This window comes from Halalkalibacter alkaliphilus, from assembly GCF_023555415.1.
In the GTDB taxonomy this organism is placed as follows: domain Bacteria; phylum Bacillota; class Bacilli; order Bacillales; family Bacillaceae_D; genus Halalkalibacter; species Halalkalibacter alkaliphilus.
Genome location: NZ_JAKRYL010000020.1, coordinates 16,682 through 40,339, shown reverse-complemented (window position 1 = coordinate 40,339; position 23,658 = coordinate 16,682). Strand labels below are relative to the sequence as shown.

The window sequence follows — 23,658 nt, the reverse complement described above, 5'->3', positions numbered from 1 at the left end:
TTAACCTCCAAATACAGGGAGTGTAATATTAAAAACCTTAGTAAACAGGTAATAGACTCCTATTCCTCCAAATATCGTAAATCCATATATAAACGGTTTTCTTTCACGAAGTATAAAAAGCAAAATAGGTAAAACAACGATAACACTTATGATAAAGCCAAAATTAAGCATGACAATCCCAAACAAAATCATTATTACAAGAACGATCAGCGAGGCTTTTTCAATTTTAAAATCCAAAACAACGATACGTTCTTTTTTAAAAACAAGGCTTTGAATTATGAGAGCAACCGAACAGATTAACATACCATATAAAACGATATACGGAATAATGCGAGGACTTGGACCACCGTTATTAAAAGTTGGAACAGCTACCTGGGAAGGAACTAGCAAAATAAAAACAATGCTAATTATGCCAAAAATTATCCCGCTTAATAGATTTGTACGAATTTTCATTTAAAGCCCCTCCATATTTTAAAAATAGGGAATACAGTTTTTGTAATTCCCTATTTTTTTGCAAAACTATTAACTACTTAAGCAACTCAAAAGCATTGATTGCCCTTTCTACTGCATCATCCAAATGAGCTTGGGCATCATCACCATAAATCTCAAAATGATTCAGGCCGATTTCTTCCTTCCAATCTCTGAATTCTGAAGTAGCCCAAACTGCTTTACTAATTTCAATGACTTTATCTTCCCATGCTTGTTCTGTACCTGTACGAGCAGTAAGGAACCCTCCAGCCGGTAGAATTGAACCAGAATAATCCGTGTCAGAACCTAAATCAGGATGTCTGTCATTAACCAATCCTGGTACACTAATAGGTCCATCTGGTCCTACTAGACCGTCAAATGAATCTTCAGAAAATGCGAGCATTGGAACTAAATCCCCTGCTTCAACTTCACCCATTGCCGCTTGTGTTGTTCCAATAAATACATCAACTTCACCATTTATAAGACCTAACTTTTGCGCTGCTCCTCCATCATAACCAACTACCGTTACACTACCATCTTCAACAGCTACTAGAGAGCCAAGTGCTAGGTGAGGGTCAGATAAAGGATTCCCACCTGACATTCTTAAATCTCCAGCTCTCGCTTTATCAAACACTTCTTCCAGTGTATCACCAGGATTTCCATATAAAATCCATGTTCTATCATCAACTGCTGCTAACGGTTTCAAGTTTTCCATATCAAAAGGAACTTGTTCAGTACCGTATCTATTTCCAAATTCATGTCTGTAAGCATTGCCATACCCGAATAAAAGAAGCTCTTTTGCATTCACATCAATACTTTCAAAATACGCGGCTCCTACAAACCCATCGCCACCGGTTTTTTGTTCCACTACAAAACTATAGTTAGGGTATAATTCCCCTGCAATCTGTGCATACTTCCTACCAATCGCATCTGCTGTTCCACCAACACCGTAAGGGACAATGATCTTCACTACTTCTCTTGAACCAGAACTTGCATCCGAGTCAGCCCCTGAACTTGTCGTGCCCTCGCTTGAACCACTGCAACCTACAGCAACAAACATTACTAGGAACGCCATTAAAACTAACCCCATCTTAAGATAACTTTTCATTCTTACTTAACCCCTTTCCCTGACCTGTTTATATTATGGCAAATTAGCCTCTACCACCAACGTGATAATACTTTAGACTTCTTTAAATCCACCTACATCATAAAATAACTCTCTTAGTACGAGCGCTGCCACTCCGATAGCATCACTAGTAGGATCTAAGTCAGAAAGTTTTATGAACGCAGTAGTGTTGAATCCCAAATACCCTTTAACCTTTGTGTTAATCATTTCAAAAATTTCTGGTTGACTAAATATCAATCCGTAAACACAAATGTACTCCGGATTAAACAATATAATACTGTTTGCGAGAGATTTGGCGAACAGATCATATCGTTTCTCAAAAATTGAAGTGATCGTTGGATCTTTCATTTCTAGCAGTTCATTGACACTTTTATAATCGATTATCGAGAGGTTTTTATTAATAATCAGATAACTGTAATTAGGACCAAGCTTTTCGATGTCTTCGACAATCCCTTTTTCTGAGATGAGGGCTTCAAGACATCCCGTCCTCCCACAGCGACAAGTAGTATTAGCATCTGCATCTACAATGGTGTGACCAATTTCTCCAGCTTTATTATCAACACCTTCAATAATGGTTCCGCTTTCAACAATTGCCATCCCTAGTCCTGGTCCGTATTTAACGAATAGAAAGTTTTCACTAGTCTCTTTAATACTAAAGTCCACCTGCAACATCGCAAGCGCTTTCACGTTATTGCTTAAAACTACCTTCAACCTCAGCTTTTTAGCCATTTGGACTTTTATGTAATCGATATCTACGTTTCCCAATTCACCTATGTAGCTTATACCAATTCCGAGAACCGATTGTTTATCTATACCATTCATCCAAAGGAGATATAAAGCTTTTTCAACAATAAGATCTATGACCTCATCTTTGTCACAACAGTCACCACTAGAAAATTCATGAATATAACTTTCAACAGTTTCGCCTAATAAGTTTGTTATGAGGACTGTTATGAAAGTTTCAGAAATAGTTAAACCTAAAACATAACCAAAATCTTTGTTTAACTCTAGCAAAACCTTTTTTCTACCGACAACACCTGTTTCTTGATTGCCTGTTTCGACGATTATTTTTTCATCAATCATTTCAGAGGTGATTGATGAAATAGCTGCTTTCGTCAATCCTATTTGGTCAGATATATCTTTACGAGAGATCCCTGGTTGTTTCCTCAACACTTTCAGAACTTTGCTTCGGTTCTGAAATTTCACGTTTTTCTGGCTTAGCCCTAATTCAAGCAATCTACTCCCCCCCTTTGAATATTAGTTAACTAACTAAACCAATAAACATAATAACACCTAATTAACTCATTTATTTACTCTCTTAACTAATACTTTTGACTCTTTATTACCGATACCAACAGGCTCTATTATATTAAAACCTGATTTGGTTAACTCAATTTACTAATTATGTTTTCATAATATATTATACCAATCTATATGTCAACAAAAATAGTTAGCGCTTTCATAAGAACATAGTAAATTATTTTTTGCCCTAATTTTGCATTACCTAATAATACAAAAACTTCAACACTATTATCCGATGGTTTGCTTATGTAAAAAAAGGACAAGAAAACTATTGGTCATACGGATGACCAAATAACGAAAAATGTGTACCTCCATGTCATACAAAAAAAAGAAGCTTCCAAAAGTTCAGCGAACTTATGAGGAGCCTCCATTTAAAATCTTCAACGTTAACATTTCACTCTCACCTTACCAACAAACTTAGTTATTCAAAGGGTTTCAAGGATTCATTACATCATGCCACCCCTAAGGTGAAGGTGTGTAATATTTTACACGCTCTGTGCGAAAAGTGCGATAAATTAAGGATTTGTTAAATTTTGACTGTAACATCTTTAACGGGAATATATTGTTTTTCACAGGATTGCGTTAGCAAAATGTTAGCATTTTGTTATTATATAAATCTATTTTTTGGCTTTATTTAAAGCTAAAGATAATTCTTCTATTTCATTCAATGTTTCTTCTTGAATAGAAATACTTATTTCATTAGTTTTCATAAAACTATTTTCTATTTCGCCAGGAATGATGATCTCATCCACACCATCTCTTTTCGATGAAGACTTCATTTTGTGAAACCAGTTCCCTATGTGGTTTTCAAACTCACCAATAGGGACTAACTTTTCTATTTTTATTGTTAGAAAAAAGTGTCCGGTTCCGGCAATTTTTGTTGCTTTTGTAACTGACTCTGTTTCATAACTAAAATTACCTAAATTTAGTCCTCCACATAATGCATCAACTGCAATTGCAAGTCCGTAACCTTTATGACCGCCCATGGGTAGGATGGTACCTTCGATTGCCTTTGTTGGATCTGTAGTATCAAACCCATCTTTATCTTGGGCCCATCCTAGAGGGATTTTTTTGTTCTCTCTTTCATAACTTCGAATTTTCCCTTTAGCTGTTGCACTTACAGCAATATCTAGTGTGAAATCATCAAAGTCACTAGCTGGAAACGATATAGAAAGTGGGTTAGTACCTAGCAATGGATCTTTACCTCCCCATGGAGCCATTGTAGGACCAGCATTTGACTGAACCATAGAATAAAATCCTTTTGAAGCGGCTTTTCTTGTATAATAACCACATGTTCCAAAGTGATTGCTATTTCTTACGGTTGCTACGCTTACTCCAAAATCCTCTGAGTGCGCCATACATAAATCTAACACTTTACTAGCTACTATTTGACCTAAACCATTGTCACCATCAATTAATAATAGTGCACCAGTTTCTTTTATTACCTTAACGTTTGGATTAAGGTTGATCAAACCTTTCTCAATTCTTTGAATATAATGTTTTACTCTCATGAGCCCATGGGAAGGAACACCACGCATTTCGGCATCTAATAAGTTATCAGCAATGATATGAGCGTCCTCAATATTTAGTCCAACATTTACAAATATATTAAGACATTTAGTTTTGAGTTCACTTATTTTAGCATCCACAATTGACATATTAAATTCCCTCCTTTTTTCTATTCTTTTCATTACTTTTTCAAATTATCTATTATTGAATAATCATAAAAGATAACGACTACTTAAAAAAACATCTAGAGAGAAGAGAATTTACCATGCTGTCTCAGTAACTACATATAGAACTAAAAGTGGTTATTAAAACGATATTAATAAGGGATTATTAATAATATACTCTCTATCATGACGCTTAACGTTAAAAGCTTTTAACTACCAATCTTTCAATTACTTTACCGGTGAAGCAGTCATGAATAATGATAAAAATGAGATTATTTGCTCTTAAAAAATTGGGATATAACGATATTAAACGAACTCTTAAAATCCACTTATAAAGACATTCTTTGATAAAAAGGAGTTTTTTCATCTATTCTTAGCGCATGGTCAGCAGAAAACAAATCCGCATAATGTAAAATGTACGCTTCAGTATTAGAACCATGAAAAGGGCTATTAGTAGCATGTGTTGCTACCGTAGTAATAACTTTATCTGAAAATCCAATTTCATTTAAAATTAATGCTCCGAGTACTCCATGCTGTATCTGACTAGCTATTTCTGTCTTTATAACTTCATTTTCCTCTTTAGCTAGTAGTAAAGGTTTATCGATATCATGGAGTATTAATATTTGAATTAGTTCTTCCCAATTAACATGAGTATTCCATCTATTAATTGATCTTTCTGCAAGCACTATCCCAAAGTGCACCACATCATTCACGTGTTCAATTAATTTATACTCAGAAAAAGAAAACCCAGGTACTTCATCGATTGTTTTAAAACAACTACATTTCCAAGAGGTTATCCATGCAGTTATAATATTTTCTTGTATTGCCCAAGGCAAACGGTCTAGTCCCCATAATACATTTCTAATATGAGCACGTTCTTCACTAGTGCCCTCTTGAAGAGTATAAAATGCTCCCATATAGCACCTCACCAATTTTTTTTAAAAGAGGTTATCACCAAAGTTTTTGACACCTTGAGATAACCTCACTACATTTATACCAAAACTTTATAGAGTAACTTTTTTATTTCCACCCTAACACACTTTTTACATTCAACATTTTTTCTTCTTCATTTTTTAATACTTCAACAAGATCCTCACCTTTTGTCCCATCAATGTTAAGCCCCATTTCAGTCATTTTTTGAATATGGCCTGGTTCAGCAAAAGCTTCCTCTAATGCATCCTGAAGAATGGAAACAATTTTAGGATCAAGCCCTTTTGGACCTGCTATTGTTCTCAAAGAATAAAATTCGATATCAGAACCAATAGTTTCTTTGAAAGTAGGTACATCAGGTAATTGTGGTACTCTAGTTGGAATCATCGTAGCTAGAACTTTCAAGCCACCTTCCTCTTGAGATGAGTTAACTTCACCTACTTTTGCCAATAATACATCCACATGTCCACCAAGAACACTAGTTAACGATTCTGCCGCACCTGTAAATTGAACCGTTGAAAATTGAGTACCAAGTTGTTCGTTCATTTCTAATATCGTAACATGGTTTTCGGTACCTACACCATTCGCGTTAATTGTAAGCTCATTTCCCTTAGCATACTCTATTAACTCTTCAATTGTATTAAAGCGATTATCATCTGCACGTACAGCAATAACTCCAGCATCATTAACATGACTTATAATATGTGTAAAGCTATCCAAATCCTCATTGATTCCTGTGCTTGGATTTAAATACCCCGCAATGATTGCGGGAGCATTGACGAATCCTAACGTATATCCATCCGGGTTCGCATTCACTAGTTCTTGCCACCCAATCCAACCAGCAGCACCTGGTTTATTTTCGATAACTACAGGGGCTCCCAATTTTTCTTCTAATATTGGAGCTAATAAACGTGCTCCAGTATCCGTACCTCCACCTGCACCATAAGAAACAATCATTTTAATTGGTTTTGTAGGGTAGTCAATGTCACTTTCACTAGTTAACTCACTTTCACTAGAGTTTTCAGGCCTTGGCTCTACAGTAGAATTTTGATTTGAAGAACAACCAGCTATTACGATTAATAAAAAGATGAAGAGCACTAAACTAAATTTGATTTTTTTCATTTTTTCCCCTTTCTCTTATAAAGAATAAAGAATTAAAATTTAATATACTTTTTATTTATTAATCAAAACAAATTACAAAAAAGCGCTTACAAAAACCACTGAAAGGTTTTTATTCGACTTATTTTGCCGATGAAACTTAGTAAAGGCTCCCATAAACTAAGAAAAAAAACGAACTATTTCAGTACCCTTCCTTATATAAATTTCTGCTTTCCTTTGATTTCTGTAGTCCGAAGATATCCCCCGCTATTTATTGGAGAGTAGATCTGGGGATATTTTCTATCCAGATCTACTTCATCAACTTTAGGTAAGAGGTCGTTGTTTATTCCCAGATTAGATCTTCCAACTCAATTAAGGTTTGCTCTATATCTCTTAGTTCTTGTTCAAACTCATTGTAATCTTTATAATCAGATTGAAGACCCATTTCTACTTGTTTCTCAATCTGCTCCTCATGATTTATGGCATTCTCAAAAGCCTGACGCAAAATCGCCAATGTCTCGTCATCTACTCCATTAGGAGTTAAAAAGCCACGATCCACGCCTGCAAGTATACCACCAAAACCAGACTCTTCGAATGTTGGTACATCAGGTAAAAGTGGAGATCTTTCTTCAGCAAATATAGTCAGAATTTCAAGGTCTTCGCGCGATGATCTAATGTCTCCTAAGTTTGCAAATAAAATGTCTATATGTCCTCCCATTACAGCTGCCGAACTTTCTGCAGCACCTTGATTATGAACAGTTGTAATGTTTGTTCCATGCTCTTGATTCAATTTTAAAGAAACAATGTGACCGTTACTGCCAACTCCAGTCGATGTTGATGTCAACTCATTACTTTGCGCATACTCTATCAATTCTTTAATATCAGTGAATCGAGTCTCATCCTTTTTAACGGCCATCACCACCCGGTCAGTAACGTGTTTACCAAGCATCGAAAAGCTATCTAGGTTTTGATCTCTATTTTGTCTAGGATCTAAATAACCTGTTATGAAATTCGGTGTACCTATATATCCAATCGTATAGCCATCCGGATTGGCATTTGCCACATCAGCCCAGCCAACCCATCCTCCCGCACCTGTTTTATTAATTACATTAACCGGTACACCTAACTCGTTTTCTAAATAAGGGGTAAGAATTCTCGTTGCGGTATCCATTCCACCACCTGCTGCAAAAGGAACAATGACGCTGATTGGCTTATTAGGGAAATCACTATTACTTTCATTTGCAGTTCCCCCGGAAGGCTGATTATTCCCTTCTGTCCCGCATGCTGTTATAGCTACTAAAAGAAAAAACACAATGCATATACCTAGAAACTTCTTCATAATTAACCCCTCCTACTTCTAATTGGTATTATTTTGATAAATAATCAGCTACAAATATAGATTTCCCATTAAAAATTTGAATTACAGGTGAATACCTAATATTCCCCTCCAAGATATCTTCCGAATCCGAATAGGAAATTTTCGAGTAATCTGGCTGTAAAACAACAAGGTTTTTAGTAGGATCAATCTTTATCCCCATAAAATCAGTAGCATTATTCAACAAAGATGAGAATACTTCATCTTTTGATAGTCCACCCGCAATAAAGCGAGATACGATATAGCTCATATCATCTACAGGCGGTTTTTTCCACGTGTTTCTTACAAGGTCTGAACTAATAAAATGCGGCTTTAATCCTTCTGAAATTGCTTGCTTAAATACCTTCCAAGAGAAATGCTTGCTGCCTTGTCCGACATCTAATAGCAGACCTTTCTCAACTGCATCCAAAAAACAGGTTGCTACTTTTCCCTTCGCATCTAAGATATTACCTTTTTTTCCGTGATACGGATGTGTCAAAATATCACCTGGTCTTAAAGTATCTAACACTTCATCTATTGTAAGACTGGTGTCAGTAAGATGAACCATCATTTTTAGTCCGCTTTTCTCCGCTGCTTCACGAGCTACTGTAAGTAAACCTCGATCATTTTCTACACCCCTTTGTCCTAATCTCACTTTGAAACCATAGAGCCTTTGCCCCGACAATGATGCTGTTTCCAATAAGCGTTCCATGGAAATGTTCTCTGGTTTCGTTGGATTTGGATTAGGATGTAGGGTTAATCCTTCTGGAAGTACTGAAAGCCAAGAACGAATTTCAATCTGACTATTTTGCCATAAGCGGTCCGCATTCGCCCAGCCATCATAGCCAAACGTTCCTGCATCTACAACAGCTACAACTCCCGAAGAAAGATATTCTATGTCAGTAACTCCAACTAACGCTCCAGGAGCCCAAACATGACAATGGAAATCAACCAAACCTGGAACAATTAAACACCCGTCAGGAAGTTCAAATTCTCGATCCAACTCATTTATTACATCTATTTTCACTTCCTTATTTTCTACAAAACCACTATTGAACCACTTTAATCCACCTTTAAATCCCCAAGTTGCCATTCCTTCACCTCAAATACTTTCATTAATACTGATTTATTTTGTAACCACTTATATTGGCTACACCTGCTTTAAGTTATTTGTTTTTCTATTTTTCCACCATTTCATTATTAAAGGTGAAAAGAGTGTAATGACAATTAGCAAGATTAAGACAATCGAAATCGGACGAGAAAAAAAGTATGGAAGAAGATCACCTTTAGCCATAACAAGAGATTGTCTAAAACCCTGCTCGCCAATTGGCCCTAAAATCATTCCAAGAATAATCGGGGCTGGATGAAAACCAGTTTTACGAATAAAATAGCCGATAAATCCAAAGACAATCATAACCCAAATATCAAAAATGTTGTTACTAATCGCATAAGATCCCACCACACTAAAACCAATAATAAGCGGGGCTAAAATACTTACCGATATTTCGGATATTTTGACTAGATACCTTGCTCCAAGTAGCCCAACAATTCCCATCAAGATGTTAGCCAATACAAACCCAATAATAACTGAGTATGTTATATTAGCATGGGTAGTAAATAACTCACGACCTGGCACCAACCCTTGAATCATTAGACCACCTAAAAAAACGGCTGTCGCTACGTTACCTGGTATACCTAACGTCAATAATGGAATGAGTGAACCACCTGTTACAGCGTTATTGGCTGCCTCAGATGCAGCAACACCTTCAATACTCCCTTTTCCGAATTCTTCCTTATTCTTCGAAAAACGTTTCGCCTCATTATAACCAACCCAAGAACCAATATCTGCACCAGCTCCAGGCAACATTCCTACAAATGTTCCAATTCCTGATGAGCGAATGATAGTCACCCAAATCTGTTTAAACTCTTTAAGCGTCAGTAAAACTTTACCCTTCACTTTCGAAACAATTTTACTAGTATCTTTTCTTCCAAGTTTCTCTGCCTGAATCATAACTTGCGACAATGAGAATAATCCAATCATTGCTGGTATAATCGGGACACCTGATTGAAGAGACACAAAGTCAAATGTAAATCTAGAGTAACCTGTTAAAATATCCATACCAATAGTACCAATTAGTAAACCAATAACTCCTCCTGCTAGCCCTTTAACCATTGATTTTGTAGCTAAGCCACCAATTATTGTTAACCCAAATACTGCGATTAAAAAATATTCAGGAGCACTGAACATTAATGAGATTCTTGATAACGGCGGAGCCAGAAAAAGTAATGCTATGGCACTAATAAATCCACCAATCATTGATGAGATCGTTGAAACTCCAAGGGCCTTTGCACCTTTACCTTTTAATGTTAATTGATAACCATCAAGACTTGTTGCTGCCGATGACGGAGTACCTGGAGTATGAATAAGAATGGCTGAAATGGATCCTCCATAAATGGCACCAGTGTAAATAGCGGTAAGCATCGTTAGTCCTGCTATTGGATCCATTCCAAACGTGACAGGTATCATTAAAGCTATAGCCATTGTGGCACTTAAACCAGGTAACGAACCAACAATAATTCCACCAATAACTCCCATTGTAATTGCAAACAAAACTTGAAATGTAAATAACTGACCAAATACTTGAAACAGCAATTCTGAATTCATAGTCTCCTCCTTCTAATTAAACAATGCCCCTACCGGAAGCTGAACATTTAGTTGAAGTACGAAGAGAACGTAAATAAATAAGTTTAATCCAACCACCGTATAAACATACACCGTCCACTTTTTCACTCCTACATACCATAAAAAAACAATTACAAATAGTATTGTTGATGGAAAGAATCCTATCAAACTTATTAGTCCTGCATAAATCATAACAAGCAACAGAATAGTCAGCGGGGATTTAAGAGTAGAGAAAGTCAATTTCTCTTCCTCTCCCTCAGATTGAACATCCTCCCCCTCTTTTAATTGCTTTGTTTTCTTAAATCCACCATAAACAATGAGTATTCCAAAAATCGTTAACAGAAGAAGAAGCCCCCTGGGATAAAGAGCAGCCTCACCAGCAAACTCAAATGTTTTAATATAAAGAAAAAGTGAAAGTATTAGCATCCCAATCCCAATGAACACATCTTGATGTAAAGTCCGCATTTTTTTCCTCCTTTCACCTAAATCTAAATGGAAAGTCTAAAAAAGTTCGTTTTTGACTTTTTTGAAACTTCCATTTCTAAAATTAACAACCTAGAAAATCTTAATATCCATTTCCTAAAATCTCTTACTTACATATTTTTTACTTCCATAGCATCAATTACTTGTGACCAAGAATTTGGTGATCTCCCTTGGAATTTTTCTTTAAAATTAAATTCCCCAAGCTGTTGAAGTTTTTCACAAGCTCCTTTTGACATTAAATGATCTAATTTTGCTTTTTCTAACATTTTAATTGTACCTTGTAATTCCACAGACCTTCTAAGCGCATGAATAGATGTTCCCGTAACCAGCCTATTCATCGTTTCTTCAAAAGTCTTACTATCCATAGTCTCGCTAATTGACTTAATCACTAGTTCTTCCACATTAAATTTCCTAGCAGCCTCAAGCATTTCAATTAGCAAAGATGGGAGCCCTTTCATAAATATACTTCGGATTAACTTCACAGCTGAAGCCTCTCCAGCAGTATCACTTACTTTACTAATGTTCATGCTATAAGCAGACATCATATCAATAAACCTATCTGTTCCATTACCACTGGCAAGCATTGGAACCTGATGCTTATAAACAGGTAATGGTCCCATCATTGCTGCATCCACAAAACTTGTACCTTTTTCATTGAGGCATTGACTTATTTCTAGTTTTACATCCGGTGTTGAAGCAGATACATCAACATAAATACTATCCACTTTTATATTAGGCAACAACGATTGACTAACTGCCAATGCTTTATCAGCTGGTACTGCTACAATTACCACATCTACCGTACTTACAACTTCATCTGGAGCTTTCTTTAGAATTACCTCTGCATTATTAGCACGCTCTTGAATTAACTGTCCAAATTTTGTGTCATTCCATAAAGGATCAAAAGCTACTACATTTTTAAGACCCTCACCTTTTAATCCCATGGACATTTCAAATGCGGCCTCTCCAAACCCTATAAATCCTAATTTCATTTTCTACTCCTCCAACAGGCTTTTATTTAAACGACTCGATTTTCTCTTTTAACCAAGTTGGCTCAATACTACCTTCTATTTTTCCCGCTTTACGACTTTCTTCGTATTTTGCGATCACTTCAACTCTATTATTTTCATATTCTAATTTTTTTTCTGCTTTTAATAAAGTTACTTCAATTTGATCTTTCGGAACTACCACAACACCATCATCATCACCAATGATTAAATCTCCTGGTTGAACCGAAACACCTCCACAGGATATTAATGTATTTATTTTACCTGGACCATCTTTAAGAGGGCCATTTGGAATAAATCCTGTTGCGAAAATAGGAAAATCTAATTGACTAAGAATATCTTTATCTCTTACTAAGCCATCAATAATTATTCCTTCTAACCCTCTAGCTTTAGCGGCAAACGCCATTAACTCACCTAGATAAGCATTTTCGGTATGACCTTTACCATCAGCAACAATTACATATCCCTCTTCACCTAGATGAATGGCTTGATGTAAAAATAGATTATCTCCCGGTCTTAAACTTACAGTTAGGGCTGTTCCCACTACCTTTACTCTATTTGTCACAGGTTTTATTTTGTAGTTCATGGAACCAGTACATTCCATTGCATCAGATAAAAGTGTCGTATTTAATCTTTTAGCTCTTTCAACAGTATTCTTTAATAATAACGGTGGTAAATTACTCACAACTATTCTCTCCTTCCAATTTTTAAATTCCTTTCAGGTTTGATTCACAAGCATTATTGATTACTAAATGAAACTTTCTCTATCACTAATAGAAGCGCTTTCACAAATGCATAATTATTAGAATTGATAACCTCACTCCAATTATTTATTTGCAAGGTCTTATCAACGCGGCCTTTTGTTGTAAATATTACAACAAATTTTATTAATGTAATATTTATTACAACTTTAAGGATATAATAACACCGCTCCCCTTTAATGTAAACCCTTTAAAAAATAAAATTAGAAATTGTTTGACAATTTAGCGGTTTTCTTATAATCAACTAATTTGTATAAAAAAAGGTTGAAGGAAAATGTATAACACCTTTTCCTTCAACCTAATTTAATTATTATTGTAATGATAATTAATTTTAGTCAACACATCATTCATTTTATCAAGACGAACTTTTGTCTTATCTGGATAATTTATAGCAATAGAACTAATTAAATAATCGACAACAACCATAGAAGCAATTGGAGAATTATGAAAAGCTAAACTACCTGAGTTACATGGTAAAACGATATCAGAGTACTTAATTAGAGGAGATGAATAACCATCCGTAATAGTGATTACCTTAACACCACTCTCTTTTGCTTGAGATACAAAATCAACAATTCTTCTAGCATATCTCGGGAAACTTGTTGCAATAACTAAATCATTAGAGTTTAGGTTTAAAAGCAAATCTACCCAATCACTTTGATCAGCAATAATTAGCTCGCAGTTTCCCAATAATCGATTTAATCCAAAAGTTAAATATTGTCCCACTGGCAGACCACTTTTTGCACTTGTGCAATAAATTCGGTTAGAAGAAGTAATTAATTCTAAAACTTTTTCCAACGTATCATTAGAAATCATTTCTTTGGTTTTGTTTATATTGCTAATTTGTCTATCTACACAGCGAATCCATAAATCGCTCTCTGGTACATCCTTCAAATTGGCCTCTAGTCTTGTATGTGGTGCAGCTTGATTACGTAATAGTTCTTGTAGTTCCTTTTGAAATTCAGAATAGCCGGAATAATTTAAGTTAAAAGTAAGCCTCATAATGGTTGTAGTACTTGTCCCCACTAAACCAGCTAACTGATCTACTGTTAAAAAAGCAACTTCCATTGGATTTTTTATTATATAATCTGCAACCTTACGTTGTGAAGCAGTTAAATTTGATATTTTTTCTGTTAATCTTAATATTGGATCGTTCATAATTATCACCATTTTTTAATTTAGAATGTATTAAATTTAACAAACCCTTATACAGTAGTATTAATTACCACATAAAATATTAGCACTTAAATATATAAATATTAACTATAACTTCCAATATTCATGAGATTAAATATTACTTCTTTTAGATACAAATATTTCTTACTTCTTGTATTTTATCATTATTTGTACAACAAACTAAATTTCAAAGATATGAATTGTCCAATATCTGTATTGCTTATACTTTCAAGGATATATAGGTTATACTTGACTACAATGAACTTGAAATCAAAAGAAGCTCAATTAGCCTACTTGTTTTTGCTTCTTTTAAAATTTGAGTATAGTTTATAGCTCAATTAATCATGTTACTTTTATGTCCACAATGCCCATATGTATCATAGAAAGAGGCTCCTCAAAAGTTGGTTTAACTAATGAGAAGCCTCAATTTTATATATCAATGGGTGAAGCGGCTTATTACATCATGCCGCCCATTCCACCCATACCGCCCATGCCGCCCATGTCAGGCATGCCGCCGCCAGCGTTTTCTTCTGGCTTATCAGCGATAACAGCTTCAGTTGTTAAGAACATAGCTGATACTGATGCTGCGTGTTGTAGAGCAGAACGTGTAACTTTTGTAGGGTCAACGATACCCGCTTCAACCATGTTTACCCACTCACCAGTTGCAGCGTTGAACCCTTGGCCAACTTCTTCGCCTTTAAGACGTTCAACGATAACAGATCCTTCAAGACCTGCATTGTGTGCAATTTGACGAACTGGCTCTTCAAGAGCACGTAGAACGATGTTTACACCTGTAGCTTCGTCGCCGTCAGCTTGAACTGCTTGAACAGCTTTAATAACGTTAACAAGTGCTGTACCACCACCAGCTACGATACCTTCTTCAACTGCAGCACGAGTTGAGTTTAATGCATCTTCAATGCGTAGTTTACGCTCTTTTAATTCTGTTTCAGTTGCAGCACCAACTTTAAGAACCGCTACTCCACCAGCAAGCTTAGCTAGGCGCTCTTGTAGCTTTTCTTTGTCAAACTCAGAAGTTGTTTCTTCAAGTTGAGCTTTGATTTGGCTTACGCGGCCAGCGATTGCAGCTGCGTCTCCAGCACCTTCAACGATTGTTGTGTTTTCTTTTGTAACAACAACTTTTCCAGCGCGTCCAAGTTGAGTGATGTTAGCAGACTTAAGGTCAAGACCTAGGTCTTCTGTGATCACTTCACCACCTGTTAATGTTGCAATGTCTTCAAGCATTGCTTTACGACGGTCACCAAATCCTGGAGCTTTTACAGCTACAGCGTTGAATGTACCACGTAATTTGTTCACTACAAGTGTAGCAAGAGCTTCACCTTCAACATCTTCAGCGATGATAAGGATTGGCTTACCTTGTTGTACTACTTGCTCAAGAACAGGAAGAACTTCTTGAATGTTAGCGATCTTCTTGTCAGTGATAAGTACATAAGGGTTATCAAGAACTGCTTCCATCTTATCAGAGTCAGTTACCATGTAAGGAGAAGCGTATCCGCGATCGAATTGCATACCTTCTACTACTTCTAGCTCAGTAGAAAAACCTTTAGACTCTTCGATTGTGATAACACCGTCGTTACCAACACGGTCCATTGCTTCAGCGATGATTTCACCTACTTCATTATCAGCAGAAGAGATCGCTGCAACTTGTGCAATTGAAGCTTTTCCTTCGATTGGCTTAGAAATGTTTTTAAGTTCAGTAACTGCAGCAGCAGTTGCTTTTTCAATACCTTTACGGATGACCATCGGGTTCGCACCAGATGTTACGTTTTTAAGACCTTCACGAATCATAGCTTGAGCAAGAACTGTCGCAGTTGTAGTACCGTCCCCTGCAATATCGTTTGTTTTGCTAGCTACTTCAGCAACAAGCTTTGCACCCATGTTTTCGAATGCATCTTCAAGCTCGATTTCTTTCGCGATTGTTACCCCATCATTTGTAATTAATGGAGAACCGAATTTCTTCTCAAGAACGACGTTACGTCCTTTTGGTCCAAGTGTTACTTTCACAGCGTTCGCAAGTGCATCAACACCACGTAGCATTGAACGACGAGCGTCTTCACTAAACTTAATATCTTTAGCCATGTTTGTACCCTCCTAGAATTTTTTCTATTTTATGTAGAGACTAAGCTCTTTCTTTATTAGCCAATGATTGCAAGAATATCGCTCTCACGTAAGATTAAATATTCTTTGCCTTCGAATTTCACTTCAGTACCTGCATATTTTGAAAAGATGATAGAATCTCCTGTACTTACTTCAAGAGCAACGCGCTCACCGTTGTCAGTCACACGACCAGTACCAACAGCTACCACTTTTCCTTCTTGAGGCTTTTCCTTCGCAGAATCTGGTAACACAATCCCGCTTGCAGTTTTTTCCTCTGATTCAACTAGTTCAATTACAACACGATCACCTAATGGCTTTAACAAGGAAAACACCCTCCTTCAAGATCTACAAATTAAATTTTTATTATTAGCACTCATCACCTCCGAGTGCTAACACAATTATTATAATAAGCATAACTGGGTATATTTGCAAGCATTTTGCAAAAAAAAAATTTAAAAAATTGCTGTGCGCTTTCAGGTACTTTAATATATGTATTTTGTTCAAGAATCAAGACAAGCACATAATCAATTATGTACTTACATACCGTAATAAAAGACTGCTTATATGCAGGATTCAAAACAAACCTTCATTATCTTTTCCTAATTCAGTATTCTTATTCACATTATATTCGATAATACTTGGGGCTTTCCTTCAGCTTTTCTGTAAAGCTTATGTTAAAATATGAAGATGCGTTTTGAGACTTTTTAACAAAGGGGAATTACACATTGAATAAAAGATATTGGTGGATTCTAATTACATACACATTAATGCAATTTTCAGCTGTACCTGGCGTCTTACTTCTTAGGGAACTTGACATCCCTTTAGAGCGTATACCTGGTATTTGGAGTATGTTTAGCTTTACGACAGGGTTAATAATAATTGTCTTATTGCTTATGCCTGAGATACGTAATCGTCATGAAGTAAGAGGGCGCTCTTCAAGAGGAGAAGCCATCCGTTGGTCTATTATTGGTGTTTTCTTTGTTTTTGCTGCTCAGTATGCAGCAGCATTAATTGAAATGTTCCTTCTTGGGATTGAACCTGGTTCTGAAAACACAGAGACCATTGTAGAGTTCGCAAAAGCTTTCCCTGCTTTTATTCTTGTTATATCAGTCATTGGCCCTATCTTAGAGGAAATTGTTTTTCGATTAGTTATATTTGGAGCTCTTTACAAACGATTTAATTTCTGGATTTCAGGGATCCTTAGTTCATTAATTTTCGCTGCTGTTCATATGGATTTTACTCATTTACTCGTGTACACAGCTATGGGACTAGTTTTTGCTTATCTATATGTAAAAACAAAACGTATACTTGTTCCGATTATCGCTCATGTTGCAATTAACCTTTTTGTTTCCATTGTTAATGTTTTGTTAGCAGACCAAATTGAAGATTGGATGGAGCAACTCGAACAACTTGAACAACAAACATCACTCATCATTGGAGGATTACTATGAGAGCATCACCGATTACAATGGCGCTCCTCTATTTTTCCATAGGTGTGTTACTAATATTTTTTGCCATTCAAAATGTAAACACCGCCGGTTGGAATTTTTGGAGCTATTTAATTGTTTCTTTTGCCGCAATTGATTTTATGATTGCCTATCGCTTTTATCGTTTACGAAAAGTGATTAAACAGCTCCAGAAAACAAATAAGAAGAAGAAAGACTAAAGGGGTTATTCCAAAGGTATGATTTTGACCTTTGGAATAACCCCCAAGCACTGAGCGGAGTCGCTTCCTTGTTTTAAGCCTTATACGTGGGTTTCTCATAGAAGGCTCGCAGCGAACGGAGCCAGCGCCTCCTCTGTTACTGGCTTTTGCGACACCCCCCAGACATTTCTTCCTTAGTACACCCTTCAAAGAAACACGTGTCTCACAAAAGATAATATTAAGATACTCGTCACTATGACAAAACACACTTTCATCCTGCGTTTGCCGTCCACTACTTACCACCTTCTATGTTTTTCATTCCTACTTGTTTTATATGCAGCTAGTATGTATTTTCATTCGTGCTCTAGTGTCCTTTTCAATAAAAAAGAGCACTATGCTTTTTGCATAATACTCCTTTAAAACTTTTACCTTGAAGCCAATTTTTCCTCCTGCCTTGCTGCTTTTTCAAGGAAGAAAGCTACTGGAATTGAAATTGCTGTGAGAATGGCAATAGCAATAAACCCTTCATTAATTGCATGAAGACTTGCTTCTTCTAACGACCCGAGCGTAATCGCTAATTGTCCTCTTCTCACTTCATAGTAAATGGAAACAAATACAATTCCTAGGGCGGAACTCATTTGCCTAATAACATTATTTACCGCAGACCCTCTGGAAATGAGATGACTAGGAATGGCATTCATTCCTGTTGTCGTTGAAGGCATACCGCTTAATCCCATTCCGATCCCTCTAATAGCCATCCAAAAGAAAACCACCACTAAAGATGTTTCAAGGCTCATAAATCCGAGCGGAAACGTACCAATAGCAACAACAATAAGGCCTGTAGATATGACTCCAGTTGGTCCTTTCCGGTCAAGAATCCGTCCACCTACACTCATAAACACTCCGGTTAACAAGGCTGATGGCAAAAAGATAAGACCTGTCATAATTGGACCAAAACCATACACTTGTTGAATTAACAATGGGATTAAAAATATTCCCGCAAACAAACTGACAGATGAAACACTCGCTATAATCATGCTATACATATAGGCTGGCACACGAAACAATGCTAAATCTAATAGAGGTTGCTCCTCTTTCTTTTCAATTTGTACAAATACATACAAAAGTACAATCCCAACCGCCACTAACGTAAGGTTCATTGGCTCTGTTAAGTGAGCAAGTTCAGACATTCTTCCTAATGCATACAAAATTGCACCGACCCCAAAAGTAATGGTGATAAACCCGTATTTATCAAATGTAATTTGCTTGTTAGCAGTTGTAGTTGGTAAATAACGATACGCAAACCAGATACCAATAAGTCCAAAGGGAACATTAACAAGAAATAAGTAAGTCCAATCTAATGTCTCAAGTAAAAACCCACCAAATGTTGGCCCAATGGTAGGTGCCATCATGGCAGATATGCCCCATACCCCTGTTGCTAAGCCGCGTTCTTTTCGAGGAAAAGCTTCGAAGATAAGTGCCATAGAAAGAGGCATCATAATTCCACCACCTATGCCTTGAAGCCCTCGGAACATAATTAACGAACTCAGATTCCATGAAAGTGAACCGAGTAAAGAGCCTAAAACAAAAATGGCTAACCCAAGAATATATAGTTTCTTTTTCCCAAACCGATCACCGAGATATCCTGTAACTGGCACGGTCATCCCCATTGTTACCATAAAGATCGTTATGACCCATCCAGTTGCAACCGCATCTGCATGAAACACATTCATTAGTTGTGGTACAGCTGGATTTAACATGCTATTATTTAAAATCATTGTAAAAGATCCGAGCAGTACAGCTACAACGACCATCCACTTTCCTGACACTTTCATTGTTAGTCACACCATTTCGTTTTTCGAAATATCATAGCTGTATCATAACATAAGTGTTAAAGCAGGAACACTATAAGATTGACCTATCGCCTTGGCCATCTTACTAATTTCACCCTAGAAAACAGCAATAAGAGGCAAACCCCTTCTTTCTTTAGAGTCTACCTCTTTTTACAGTTAGATGGCTTCTTTTAAGTTCGCTCCACCAAAGCCCTTTTCATTGTTTCTATTTTTGAATACGACACTTTTCAAGTATGGCAATACCCATCTGTCTCCACCGTAACGACCTGCATTTGCTCCTGCTGCTAAAATAAACATTGAGATTAAGATCATCCACGGATTAGAAGAAATCGTTCCAGCAAATAAGAATGACATGTTCATCACTACTCCGAAAAATGCTGCTGCTGATGTGAATACTCCTAATATTAGTCCTAGTCCTACTAATACCTCTCCCCACGCTACCATAAAGCTAAACAGATCGGCGTTTGGAATCGCTATACCCTCTAAAAATGATACGTAGTTTGGATACATTAACGCTTCCCCGCTCATCACTGGGTTTGCCACAGATCCTTGTAAATAGCCTCCTGCGTTAAAATCTCCAGTCACCTTGCCCCATCCTGCTGTTAACCAAGACCATCCTAGATACACTCGTAACACTAACCATATTCCTGCCACATACTTATTTTCTCTTAAAAATTTACCGATCATTGTAAGTCCTCCTCATTATTGTTTGTTCATATTTTCACATATTACTGTAAACGTTAGACTGCTTCTTTTAAATTCGCTCCACCAAAACCTTTTTCATTGTTTCTATTTTTGAATACGACACTTTTTAAGTAAGGCAACACCCATCTATCTCCACCGTAACGGCCGGCATTTGCTCCTGCTGCTAAAATAAACATTGAGATTAAAATCATCCACGGATTAGAAGAAATCGTTCCAGCAAATAAGAATGACATGTTCATCACTACTCCGAAAAACGCTGCTGCTGATGTGAACACTCCTAATATAAGTCCTAGTCCTACTAATACCTCTCCCCACGCTACCATAAAGCTAAACAGATCGGCGTTTGGAATCGCTATACCCTCTAAAAATGATACGTAGTTTGGATACATTAACGCTTCCCCGCTCATCACAGGGTTTGCGACGGATCCTTGTAAATAGCCTCCTGCGTTGAAATCTCCAGTCACCTTGCCCCATCCTGCTGTTAACCAAGACCATCCTAGATACACTCGTAACACTAACCATATTCCTGCCACATACTTATTTTCTCTTAAAAATTTACCGATCATTGTAAGTCCTCCTCATTATTAGTTTGTTCATTTATTCACATATTACTGTAAACGTTAAACGGCTTCTTTTAAGTTCGCTCCGCCAAAGCCCTTTTCATTGTTTCTATTTTTGAATACGACACTTTTCAAGTAAGGCAATACCCATCTGTCTCCACCGTAACGGCCTGCATTTGCTCCTGCTGCTAAAATAAACATTGAGATTAAAATCATCCACGGATTAGAAGAAATCGTTCCAGCAAATAAGAATGACATGTTCATCACTACTCCGAAAAACGCTGCTGCTGATGTGAACACTCCTAATATAAGTCCTAGTCCTACTAATACCTCTCCCCACGCTACCATAAAGCTAAACAGATCGGCGTTTGGAATCGCTATACCCTCTAAAAATGATACGTAGTTTGGATACATTAACGCTTCCCCGCTCATCACAGGGTTTGCGACGGATCCTTGTAAATAGCCTCCTGCGTTAAAGTCTCCAGTCACCTTTCCCCATCCTGCTGTTAACCAAGACCATCCTAGATATACTCGTAAGAACAACCATACTCCCGCGACATATTTGTTTTCTCTGAAAAATTGACCGATCATTGTAAGTCCTCCTTTTATTTACTTTTGTTTGTTCAATACTTCACATATATTACTGAAGTAGTTCACTACTTTATTTAGATTCGGCTGTGATAGCTCTTGTTTAGTATGTGATTGTTTTCACAACCTTTTCTATATTCATAGTATAGGACAGGACAACCTTTTTGGCTACCCTATTTTAAGACATGTCAAACTATGTTCAATATCTCACAAAACAGCATAAAAAAGAGTGACTTTCATCACAGCGGAAGTCACTCTTTTATGCTTTCTTCTTGTTCTCGCTCTCTTTCCAACCTTTGAACTTTTCGATAGGTCAGATAAGACACCCAGATACTAAATTCATATAGAAGCAATAATGGCAAGGTCACCATCAAATGAGACAAAATCTCTGGTGGTGTTATAAAACCAGCTATTACAAGCAAAACGAAATAAGCAAACTTCCTCACCTGAGCAAGTAAACTCGGTGTTAACATCCCTAATCGGGTAAAGAACATCACAATAACAGGAAGTTGAAATAATAATCCAAATGGCAAAGTTACTTGAAAGAGAAACGAAAAGTATTCATTAATCCCATACTGCTCTGTAATTCCTAATCGTTCTGACAAACTCCCCATAAATTGAACGATAAAGGGGAAAAGAACAAAGTACGAAAATGAAAGACCAGCTATAAATAATATGAAAGCAAACGGAATATAGGCCAGTGTAGCCTTTTGTTCTTTCTCATGTAAGCCAGGACTAACAAACGCCCAAAGCTGATACAAGATGACCGGAAATGTGATAATAAGCGCACTTGCAAAAGCAAATGTCATAAATATCCGAATCGGATCCGTCATCTTAAAAGCATTCATTGGCAAGTCTTGAGCAGTAGGTGTGCTTTGCAAATATGTTATTAACGGTGTAGCTAAAAAGAAGCCGGCAATTAGTGCCACGATGAAGAAGACTAAAGTTATAATAATTCTTCGTCTAAGCTCCACAATGTGGTCCATTACCGACATGTCTCTTTGTTCCATTTATAGACCCTTCCTACTTAGGCTTTATCGTTATCTTTTTTCTTGTTCTCATCTTCATCTGCTAAGCCTTTTGTTGCGTTTTTAAATTCACGTAATGTATTCCCAGCAGCTTTTCCTAACTCTGGTAACTTCTTTGGACCAAAAATTAGTAACGCAACGATTGCGATTAATGCAATGCTGCCTGCTCCTAATCCACCCATAGGTAGCACCTCCTTGTCCTACGTTTCATTATAGAGTGTGTTCAAATAGAAGGCAATGGCTTCTATTCTGTATAAAAAGGGAAAACCACCCTTATACAGGGTAATGCTTTAAAAAGTAAACCAATGCTTGTAACTCAACCGAAAGATCAATATGGTGTACACGTACAGTTTCTGGCACGTCGAGTCTAGCTGGTGTAAAGTTTAATATCCCTTGTATCCCTGCAGCAACTAATTGATCTGCAATCTTCTGTGCTGCAACTTGTGGCACAGTCAAAATGGCTACCGTTACTTCAGGATCAATAACTTTCTCAAGATCACCTAGATGGTGAACCGTTACACCGCCTACTTCCTCACCAATTTTATGATCATCAACATCAAAAGCCATTACAATTCTTGTGTTATTATTTTTAGAAAAATTGTAGTGTAAAAATGCCGTTCCTAAATTCCCGACACCAACAAGAACGACTTTCGTTTGCTCATCTTGATCTAGTGTTTTACGAAAAAAGGAAAGCAAATAATTCACATTATACCCATAGCCTTTTTTTCCTAGTGCTCCAAAATAAGAAAAGTCACGTCTTATCGTGGCCGAATCCACTTTAACTGCCTCACTTAATTCAGTCGATGAGACACGTTGCTTGCCTGAGGCAGACAAGTTTTCTAAGAAGCGATAATAAAGTGGCAAACGCTTCGCTGTTGCTTGAGGTATCTTCGTTTGATCAATTTTCATCTATTGCCTCCCTCCTACCATCGTCAAGTTGGCAATTCAAGACTACCGTTATTGTACACCATTTCACAGAGTTTGTAATCGTTTCACACATCTGTTCATGAAGTTGTTGAAAGATGCATTCTACGATACACTTAAGAGGTAATACAAAAAGGGCGATTTTTCCCTTTTTGTATTACCTCTTAGCAATGAGCGGA

General features: G+C 36.8%; 24 protein-coding genes. 2 read left to right on the top strand and 22 right to left on the bottom strand.

Annotated features, from left to right (window positions below):
* From MF646_RS17155 to groES, 15 genes are all read right to left on the bottom strand, one after another.
* Positions 1 to 453: a tripartite tricarboxylate transporter TctB family protein gene (locus tag MF646_RS17155; protein WP_250097738.1), complete on the bottom strand. Its 453-nt coding sequence runs from the start codon at positions 451 to 453 to the stop codon at positions 1 to 3.
* A 73-nt stretch (positions 454 to 526) separates the two neighbouring features.
* Positions 527 to 1,576 carry a type 2 periplasmic-binding domain-containing protein gene (locus MF646_RS17150; RefSeq protein WP_250097737.1) on the bottom strand — a complete coding sequence of 350 codons (1,050 nt, stop codon included), beginning with the start codon at positions 1,574 to 1,576 and terminating at the stop codon, positions 527 to 529.
* A 72-nt stretch (positions 1,577 to 1,648) separates the two neighbouring features.
* Positions 1,649 to 2,830 (bottom strand): ROK family transcriptional regulator, encoded by a 1,182-nt coding sequence (locus tag MF646_RS17145; RefSeq protein WP_250097736.1) that lies wholly within the window; start codon positions 2,828 to 2,830, stop codon positions 1,649 to 1,651.
* Between the two features lie 683 nt (positions 2,831 to 3,513).
* Positions 3,514 to 4,554 (bottom strand): Ldh family oxidoreductase, encoded by a 1,041-nt coding sequence (locus tag MF646_RS17140; protein ID WP_250097735.1) that lies wholly within the window; start codon positions 4,552 to 4,554, stop codon positions 3,514 to 3,516.
* Between the two features lie 344 nt (positions 4,555 to 4,898).
* Positions 4,899 to 5,486, bottom strand: a complete 588-nt coding sequence (locus MF646_RS17135) for an HDIG domain-containing metalloprotein (RefSeq protein WP_250097734.1) — start codon at positions 5,484 to 5,486, stop codon at positions 4,899 to 4,901.
* A 103-nt stretch (positions 5,487 to 5,589) separates the two neighbouring features.
* Positions 5,590 to 6,621, bottom strand: a complete 1,032-nt coding sequence (locus tag MF646_RS17130) for a tripartite tricarboxylate transporter substrate binding protein (protein ID WP_250097733.1) — start codon at positions 6,619 to 6,621, stop codon at positions 5,590 to 5,592.
* Between the two features lie 319 nt (positions 6,622 to 6,940).
* Positions 6,941 to 7,936 (bottom strand): tripartite tricarboxylate transporter substrate binding protein, encoded by a 996-nt coding sequence (locus MF646_RS17125; protein WP_250097732.1) that lies wholly within the window; start codon positions 7,934 to 7,936, stop codon positions 6,941 to 6,943.
* Positions 7,937 to 7,964: 28 nt separating this feature from the next.
* The gene (locus MF646_RS17120) at positions 7,965 to 9,044 is read right to left on the bottom strand and encodes an amidohydrolase family protein (protein ID WP_250097731.1); all 1,080 of its coding nucleotides are present in this window, start codon (positions 9,042 to 9,044) and stop codon (positions 7,965 to 7,967) included.
* Positions 9,045 to 9,101: 57 nt separating this feature from the next.
* A complete protein-coding gene (locus MF646_RS17115; protein WP_250097730.1) occupies positions 9,102 to 10,616 on the bottom strand; it encodes a tripartite tricarboxylate transporter permease in 1,515 nt (504 codons plus the stop codon).
* Positions 10,617 to 10,628: 12 nt separating this feature from the next.
* Complete coding sequence (locus MF646_RS17110) at positions 10,629 to 11,099, bottom strand: tripartite tricarboxylate transporter TctB family protein (RefSeq protein ID WP_250097729.1); 471 nt, start codon at positions 11,097 to 11,099, stop codon at positions 10,629 to 10,631.
* A 128-nt stretch (positions 11,100 to 11,227) separates the two neighbouring features.
* On the bottom strand, positions 11,228 to 12,109 hold the full coding sequence (locus MF646_RS17105) for an NAD(P)-dependent oxidoreductase (protein ID WP_250097728.1): 882 nt from the start codon (positions 12,107 to 12,109) through the stop codon (positions 11,228 to 11,230).
* Between the two features lie 22 nt (positions 12,110 to 12,131).
* Positions 12,132 to 12,809 (bottom strand): RraA family protein, encoded by a 678-nt coding sequence (locus tag MF646_RS17100; protein ID WP_250097727.1) that lies wholly within the window; start codon positions 12,807 to 12,809, stop codon positions 12,132 to 12,134.
* A gap of 379 nt (positions 12,810 to 13,188) precedes the next feature.
* Complete coding sequence (locus MF646_RS17095) at positions 13,189 to 14,043, bottom strand: MurR/RpiR family transcriptional regulator (protein WP_250097726.1); 855 nt, start codon at positions 14,041 to 14,043, stop codon at positions 13,189 to 13,191.
* A 474-nt stretch (positions 14,044 to 14,517) separates the two neighbouring features.
* Entirely contained in the window at positions 14,518 to 16,158 is a 1,641-nt protein-coding gene (gene groL / locus MF646_RS17090; protein ID WP_250097725.1) for a chaperonin GroEL, read from the bottom strand.
* 56 nt (positions 16,159 to 16,214) lie between these two features.
* Positions 16,215 to 16,499, bottom strand: a complete 285-nt coding sequence (gene groES / locus MF646_RS17085; protein WP_250097724.1) for a co-chaperone GroES — start codon at positions 16,497 to 16,499, stop codon at positions 16,215 to 16,217.
* A 402-nt stretch (positions 16,500 to 16,901) separates the two neighbouring features.
* Between groES and MF646_RS17080 the strand changes: the two genes are divergently transcribed.
* Positions 16,902 to 17,627 carry a CPBP family intramembrane glutamic endopeptidase gene (locus tag MF646_RS17080; protein WP_250097723.1) on the top strand — a complete coding sequence of 242 codons (726 nt, stop codon included), beginning with the start codon at positions 16,902 to 16,904 and terminating at the stop codon, positions 17,625 to 17,627.
* Positions 17,624 to 17,842 (top strand): YdiK family protein, encoded by a 219-nt coding sequence (locus MF646_RS17075; RefSeq protein WP_250097722.1) that lies wholly within the window; start codon positions 17,624 to 17,626, stop codon positions 17,840 to 17,842. The genes MF646_RS17080 and MF646_RS17075 overlap by 4 nt, the downstream gene beginning before the upstream one ends.
* A 404-nt stretch (positions 17,843 to 18,246) precedes the next feature.
* On the opposite strand, the gene MF646_RS17070 is transcribed toward MF646_RS17075, so the two are convergent.
* The 7 genes from MF646_RS17070 to MF646_RS17040 all read right to left on the bottom strand — a co-directional run bounded on the left by MF646_RS17070 (position 18,247) and on the right by MF646_RS17040 (position 23,464).
* Complete coding sequence (locus MF646_RS17070) at positions 18,247 to 19,656, bottom strand: MDR family MFS transporter (protein ID WP_250097721.1); 1,410 nt, start codon at positions 19,654 to 19,656, stop codon at positions 18,247 to 18,249.
* Positions 19,657 to 19,830: 174 nt separating this feature from the next.
* The gene (locus MF646_RS17065) at positions 19,831 to 20,361 is read right to left on the bottom strand and encodes a DoxX family protein (protein ID WP_250097720.1); all 531 of its coding nucleotides are present in this window, start codon (positions 20,359 to 20,361) and stop codon (positions 19,831 to 19,833) included.
* A 53-nt stretch (positions 20,362 to 20,414) separates the two neighbouring features.
* Positions 20,415 to 20,945: a DoxX family protein gene (locus MF646_RS17060; protein WP_250097719.1), complete on the bottom strand. Its 531-nt coding sequence runs from the start codon at positions 20,943 to 20,945 to the stop codon at positions 20,415 to 20,417.
* Positions 20,946 to 20,999: 54 nt separating this feature from the next.
* Positions 21,000 to 21,530, bottom strand: a complete 531-nt coding sequence (locus MF646_RS17055; RefSeq protein ID WP_250097718.1) for a DoxX family protein — start codon at positions 21,528 to 21,530, stop codon at positions 21,000 to 21,002.
* A 248-nt stretch (positions 21,531 to 21,778) separates the two neighbouring features.
* Entirely contained in the window at positions 21,779 to 22,537 is a 759-nt protein-coding gene (tatC, locus tag MF646_RS17050; RefSeq protein ID WP_250097717.1) for a twin-arginine translocase subunit TatC, read from the bottom strand.
* A 17-nt stretch (positions 22,538 to 22,554) separates the two neighbouring features.
* Positions 22,555 to 22,737, bottom strand: coding sequence for a twin-arginine translocase TatA/TatE family subunit (locus tag MF646_RS17045; RefSeq protein ID WP_250097716.1), 183 nt, complete (start codon positions 22,735 to 22,737; stop codon positions 22,555 to 22,557).
* Positions 22,738 to 22,828: 91 nt separating this feature from the next.
* Positions 22,829 to 23,464 carry a redox-sensing transcriptional repressor Rex gene (locus MF646_RS17040; RefSeq protein WP_250097715.1) on the bottom strand — a complete coding sequence of 212 codons (636 nt, stop codon included), beginning with the start codon at positions 23,462 to 23,464 and terminating at the stop codon, positions 22,829 to 22,831.
* Between the last annotated feature and the right edge of the window lie 194 nt (positions 23,465 to 23,658).

Bases quoted from the DNA above. Each gene is read 5' to 3' on its own strand.
- MF646_RS17070 (WP_250097721.1), bottom strand. From the start codon at position 19,656: ATGAAAGTGTCAGGAAAGTGGATGGTCGTTGTAGCTGTACTGCTCGGA.
- MF646_RS17110 (WP_250097729.1), bottom strand. From the start codon at position 11,099: ATGCGGACTTTACATCAAGATGTGTTCATTGGGATTGGGATGCTAATA.
- MF646_RS17060 (WP_250097719.1), bottom strand. From the start codon at position 20,945: ATGATCGGTAAATTTTTAAGAGAAAATAAGTATGTGGCAGGAATATGG.
- MF646_RS17040 (WP_250097715.1), bottom strand. From the start codon at position 23,464: ATGAAAATTGATCAAACGAAGATACCTCAAGCAACAGCGAAGCGTTTG.
- MF646_RS17115 (WP_250097730.1), bottom strand. From the start codon at position 10,616: ATGAATTCAGAATTGCTGTTTCAAGTATTTGGTCAGTTATTTACATTT.
- tatC (WP_250097717.1), bottom strand. From the start codon at position 22,537: ATGGAACAAAGAGACATGTCGGTAATGGACCACATTGTGGAGCTTAGA.
- MF646_RS17155 (WP_250097738.1), bottom strand. From the start codon at position 453: ATGAAAATTCGTACAAATCTATTAAGCGGGATAATTTTTGGCATAATT.
- MF646_RS17130 (WP_250097733.1), bottom strand. From the start codon at position 6,621: ATGAAAAAAATCAAATTTAGTTTAGTGCTCTTCATCTTTTTATTAATC.
- MF646_RS17075 (WP_250097722.1), top strand. From the start codon at position 17,624: ATGAGAGCATCACCGATTACAATGGCGCTCCTCTATTTTTCCATAGGT.
- MF646_RS17095 (WP_250097726.1), bottom strand. From the start codon at position 14,043: ATGAACGATCCAATATTAAGATTAACAGAAAAAATATCAAATTTAACT.
- MF646_RS17045 (WP_250097716.1), bottom strand. From the start codon at position 22,737: ATGGGTGGATTAGGAGCAGGCAGCATTGCATTAATCGCAATCGTTGCG.
- MF646_RS17140 (WP_250097735.1), bottom strand. From the start codon at position 4,554: ATGTCAATTGTGGATGCTAAAATAAGTGAACTCAAAACTAAATGTCTT.
- MF646_RS17135 (WP_250097734.1), bottom strand. From the start codon at position 5,486: ATGGGAGCATTTTATACTCTTCAAGAGGGCACTAGTGAAGAACGTGCT.
- groL (WP_250097725.1), bottom strand. From the start codon at position 16,158: ATGGCTAAAGATATTAAGTTTAGTGAAGACGCTCGTCGTTCAATGCTA.
- MF646_RS17150 (WP_250097737.1), bottom strand. From the start codon at position 1,576: ATGAAAAGTTATCTTAAGATGGGGTTAGTTTTAATGGCGTTCCTAGTA.
- MF646_RS17065 (WP_250097720.1), bottom strand. From the start codon at position 20,361: ATGATCGGTAAATTTTTAAGAGAAAATAAGTATGTGGCAGGAATATGG.
- MF646_RS17055 (WP_250097718.1), bottom strand. From the start codon at position 21,530: ATGATCGGTCAATTTTTCAGAGAAAACAAATATGTCGCGGGAGTATGG.
- MF646_RS17105 (WP_250097728.1), bottom strand. From the start codon at position 12,109: ATGAAATTAGGATTTATAGGGTTTGGAGAGGCCGCATTTGAAATGTCC.
- MF646_RS17120 (WP_250097731.1), bottom strand. From the start codon at position 9,044: ATGGCAACTTGGGGATTTAAAGGTGGATTAAAGTGGTTCAATAGTGGT.
- MF646_RS17125 (WP_250097732.1), bottom strand. From the start codon at position 7,936: ATGAAGAAGTTTCTAGGTATATGCATTGTGTTTTTTCTTTTAGTAGCT.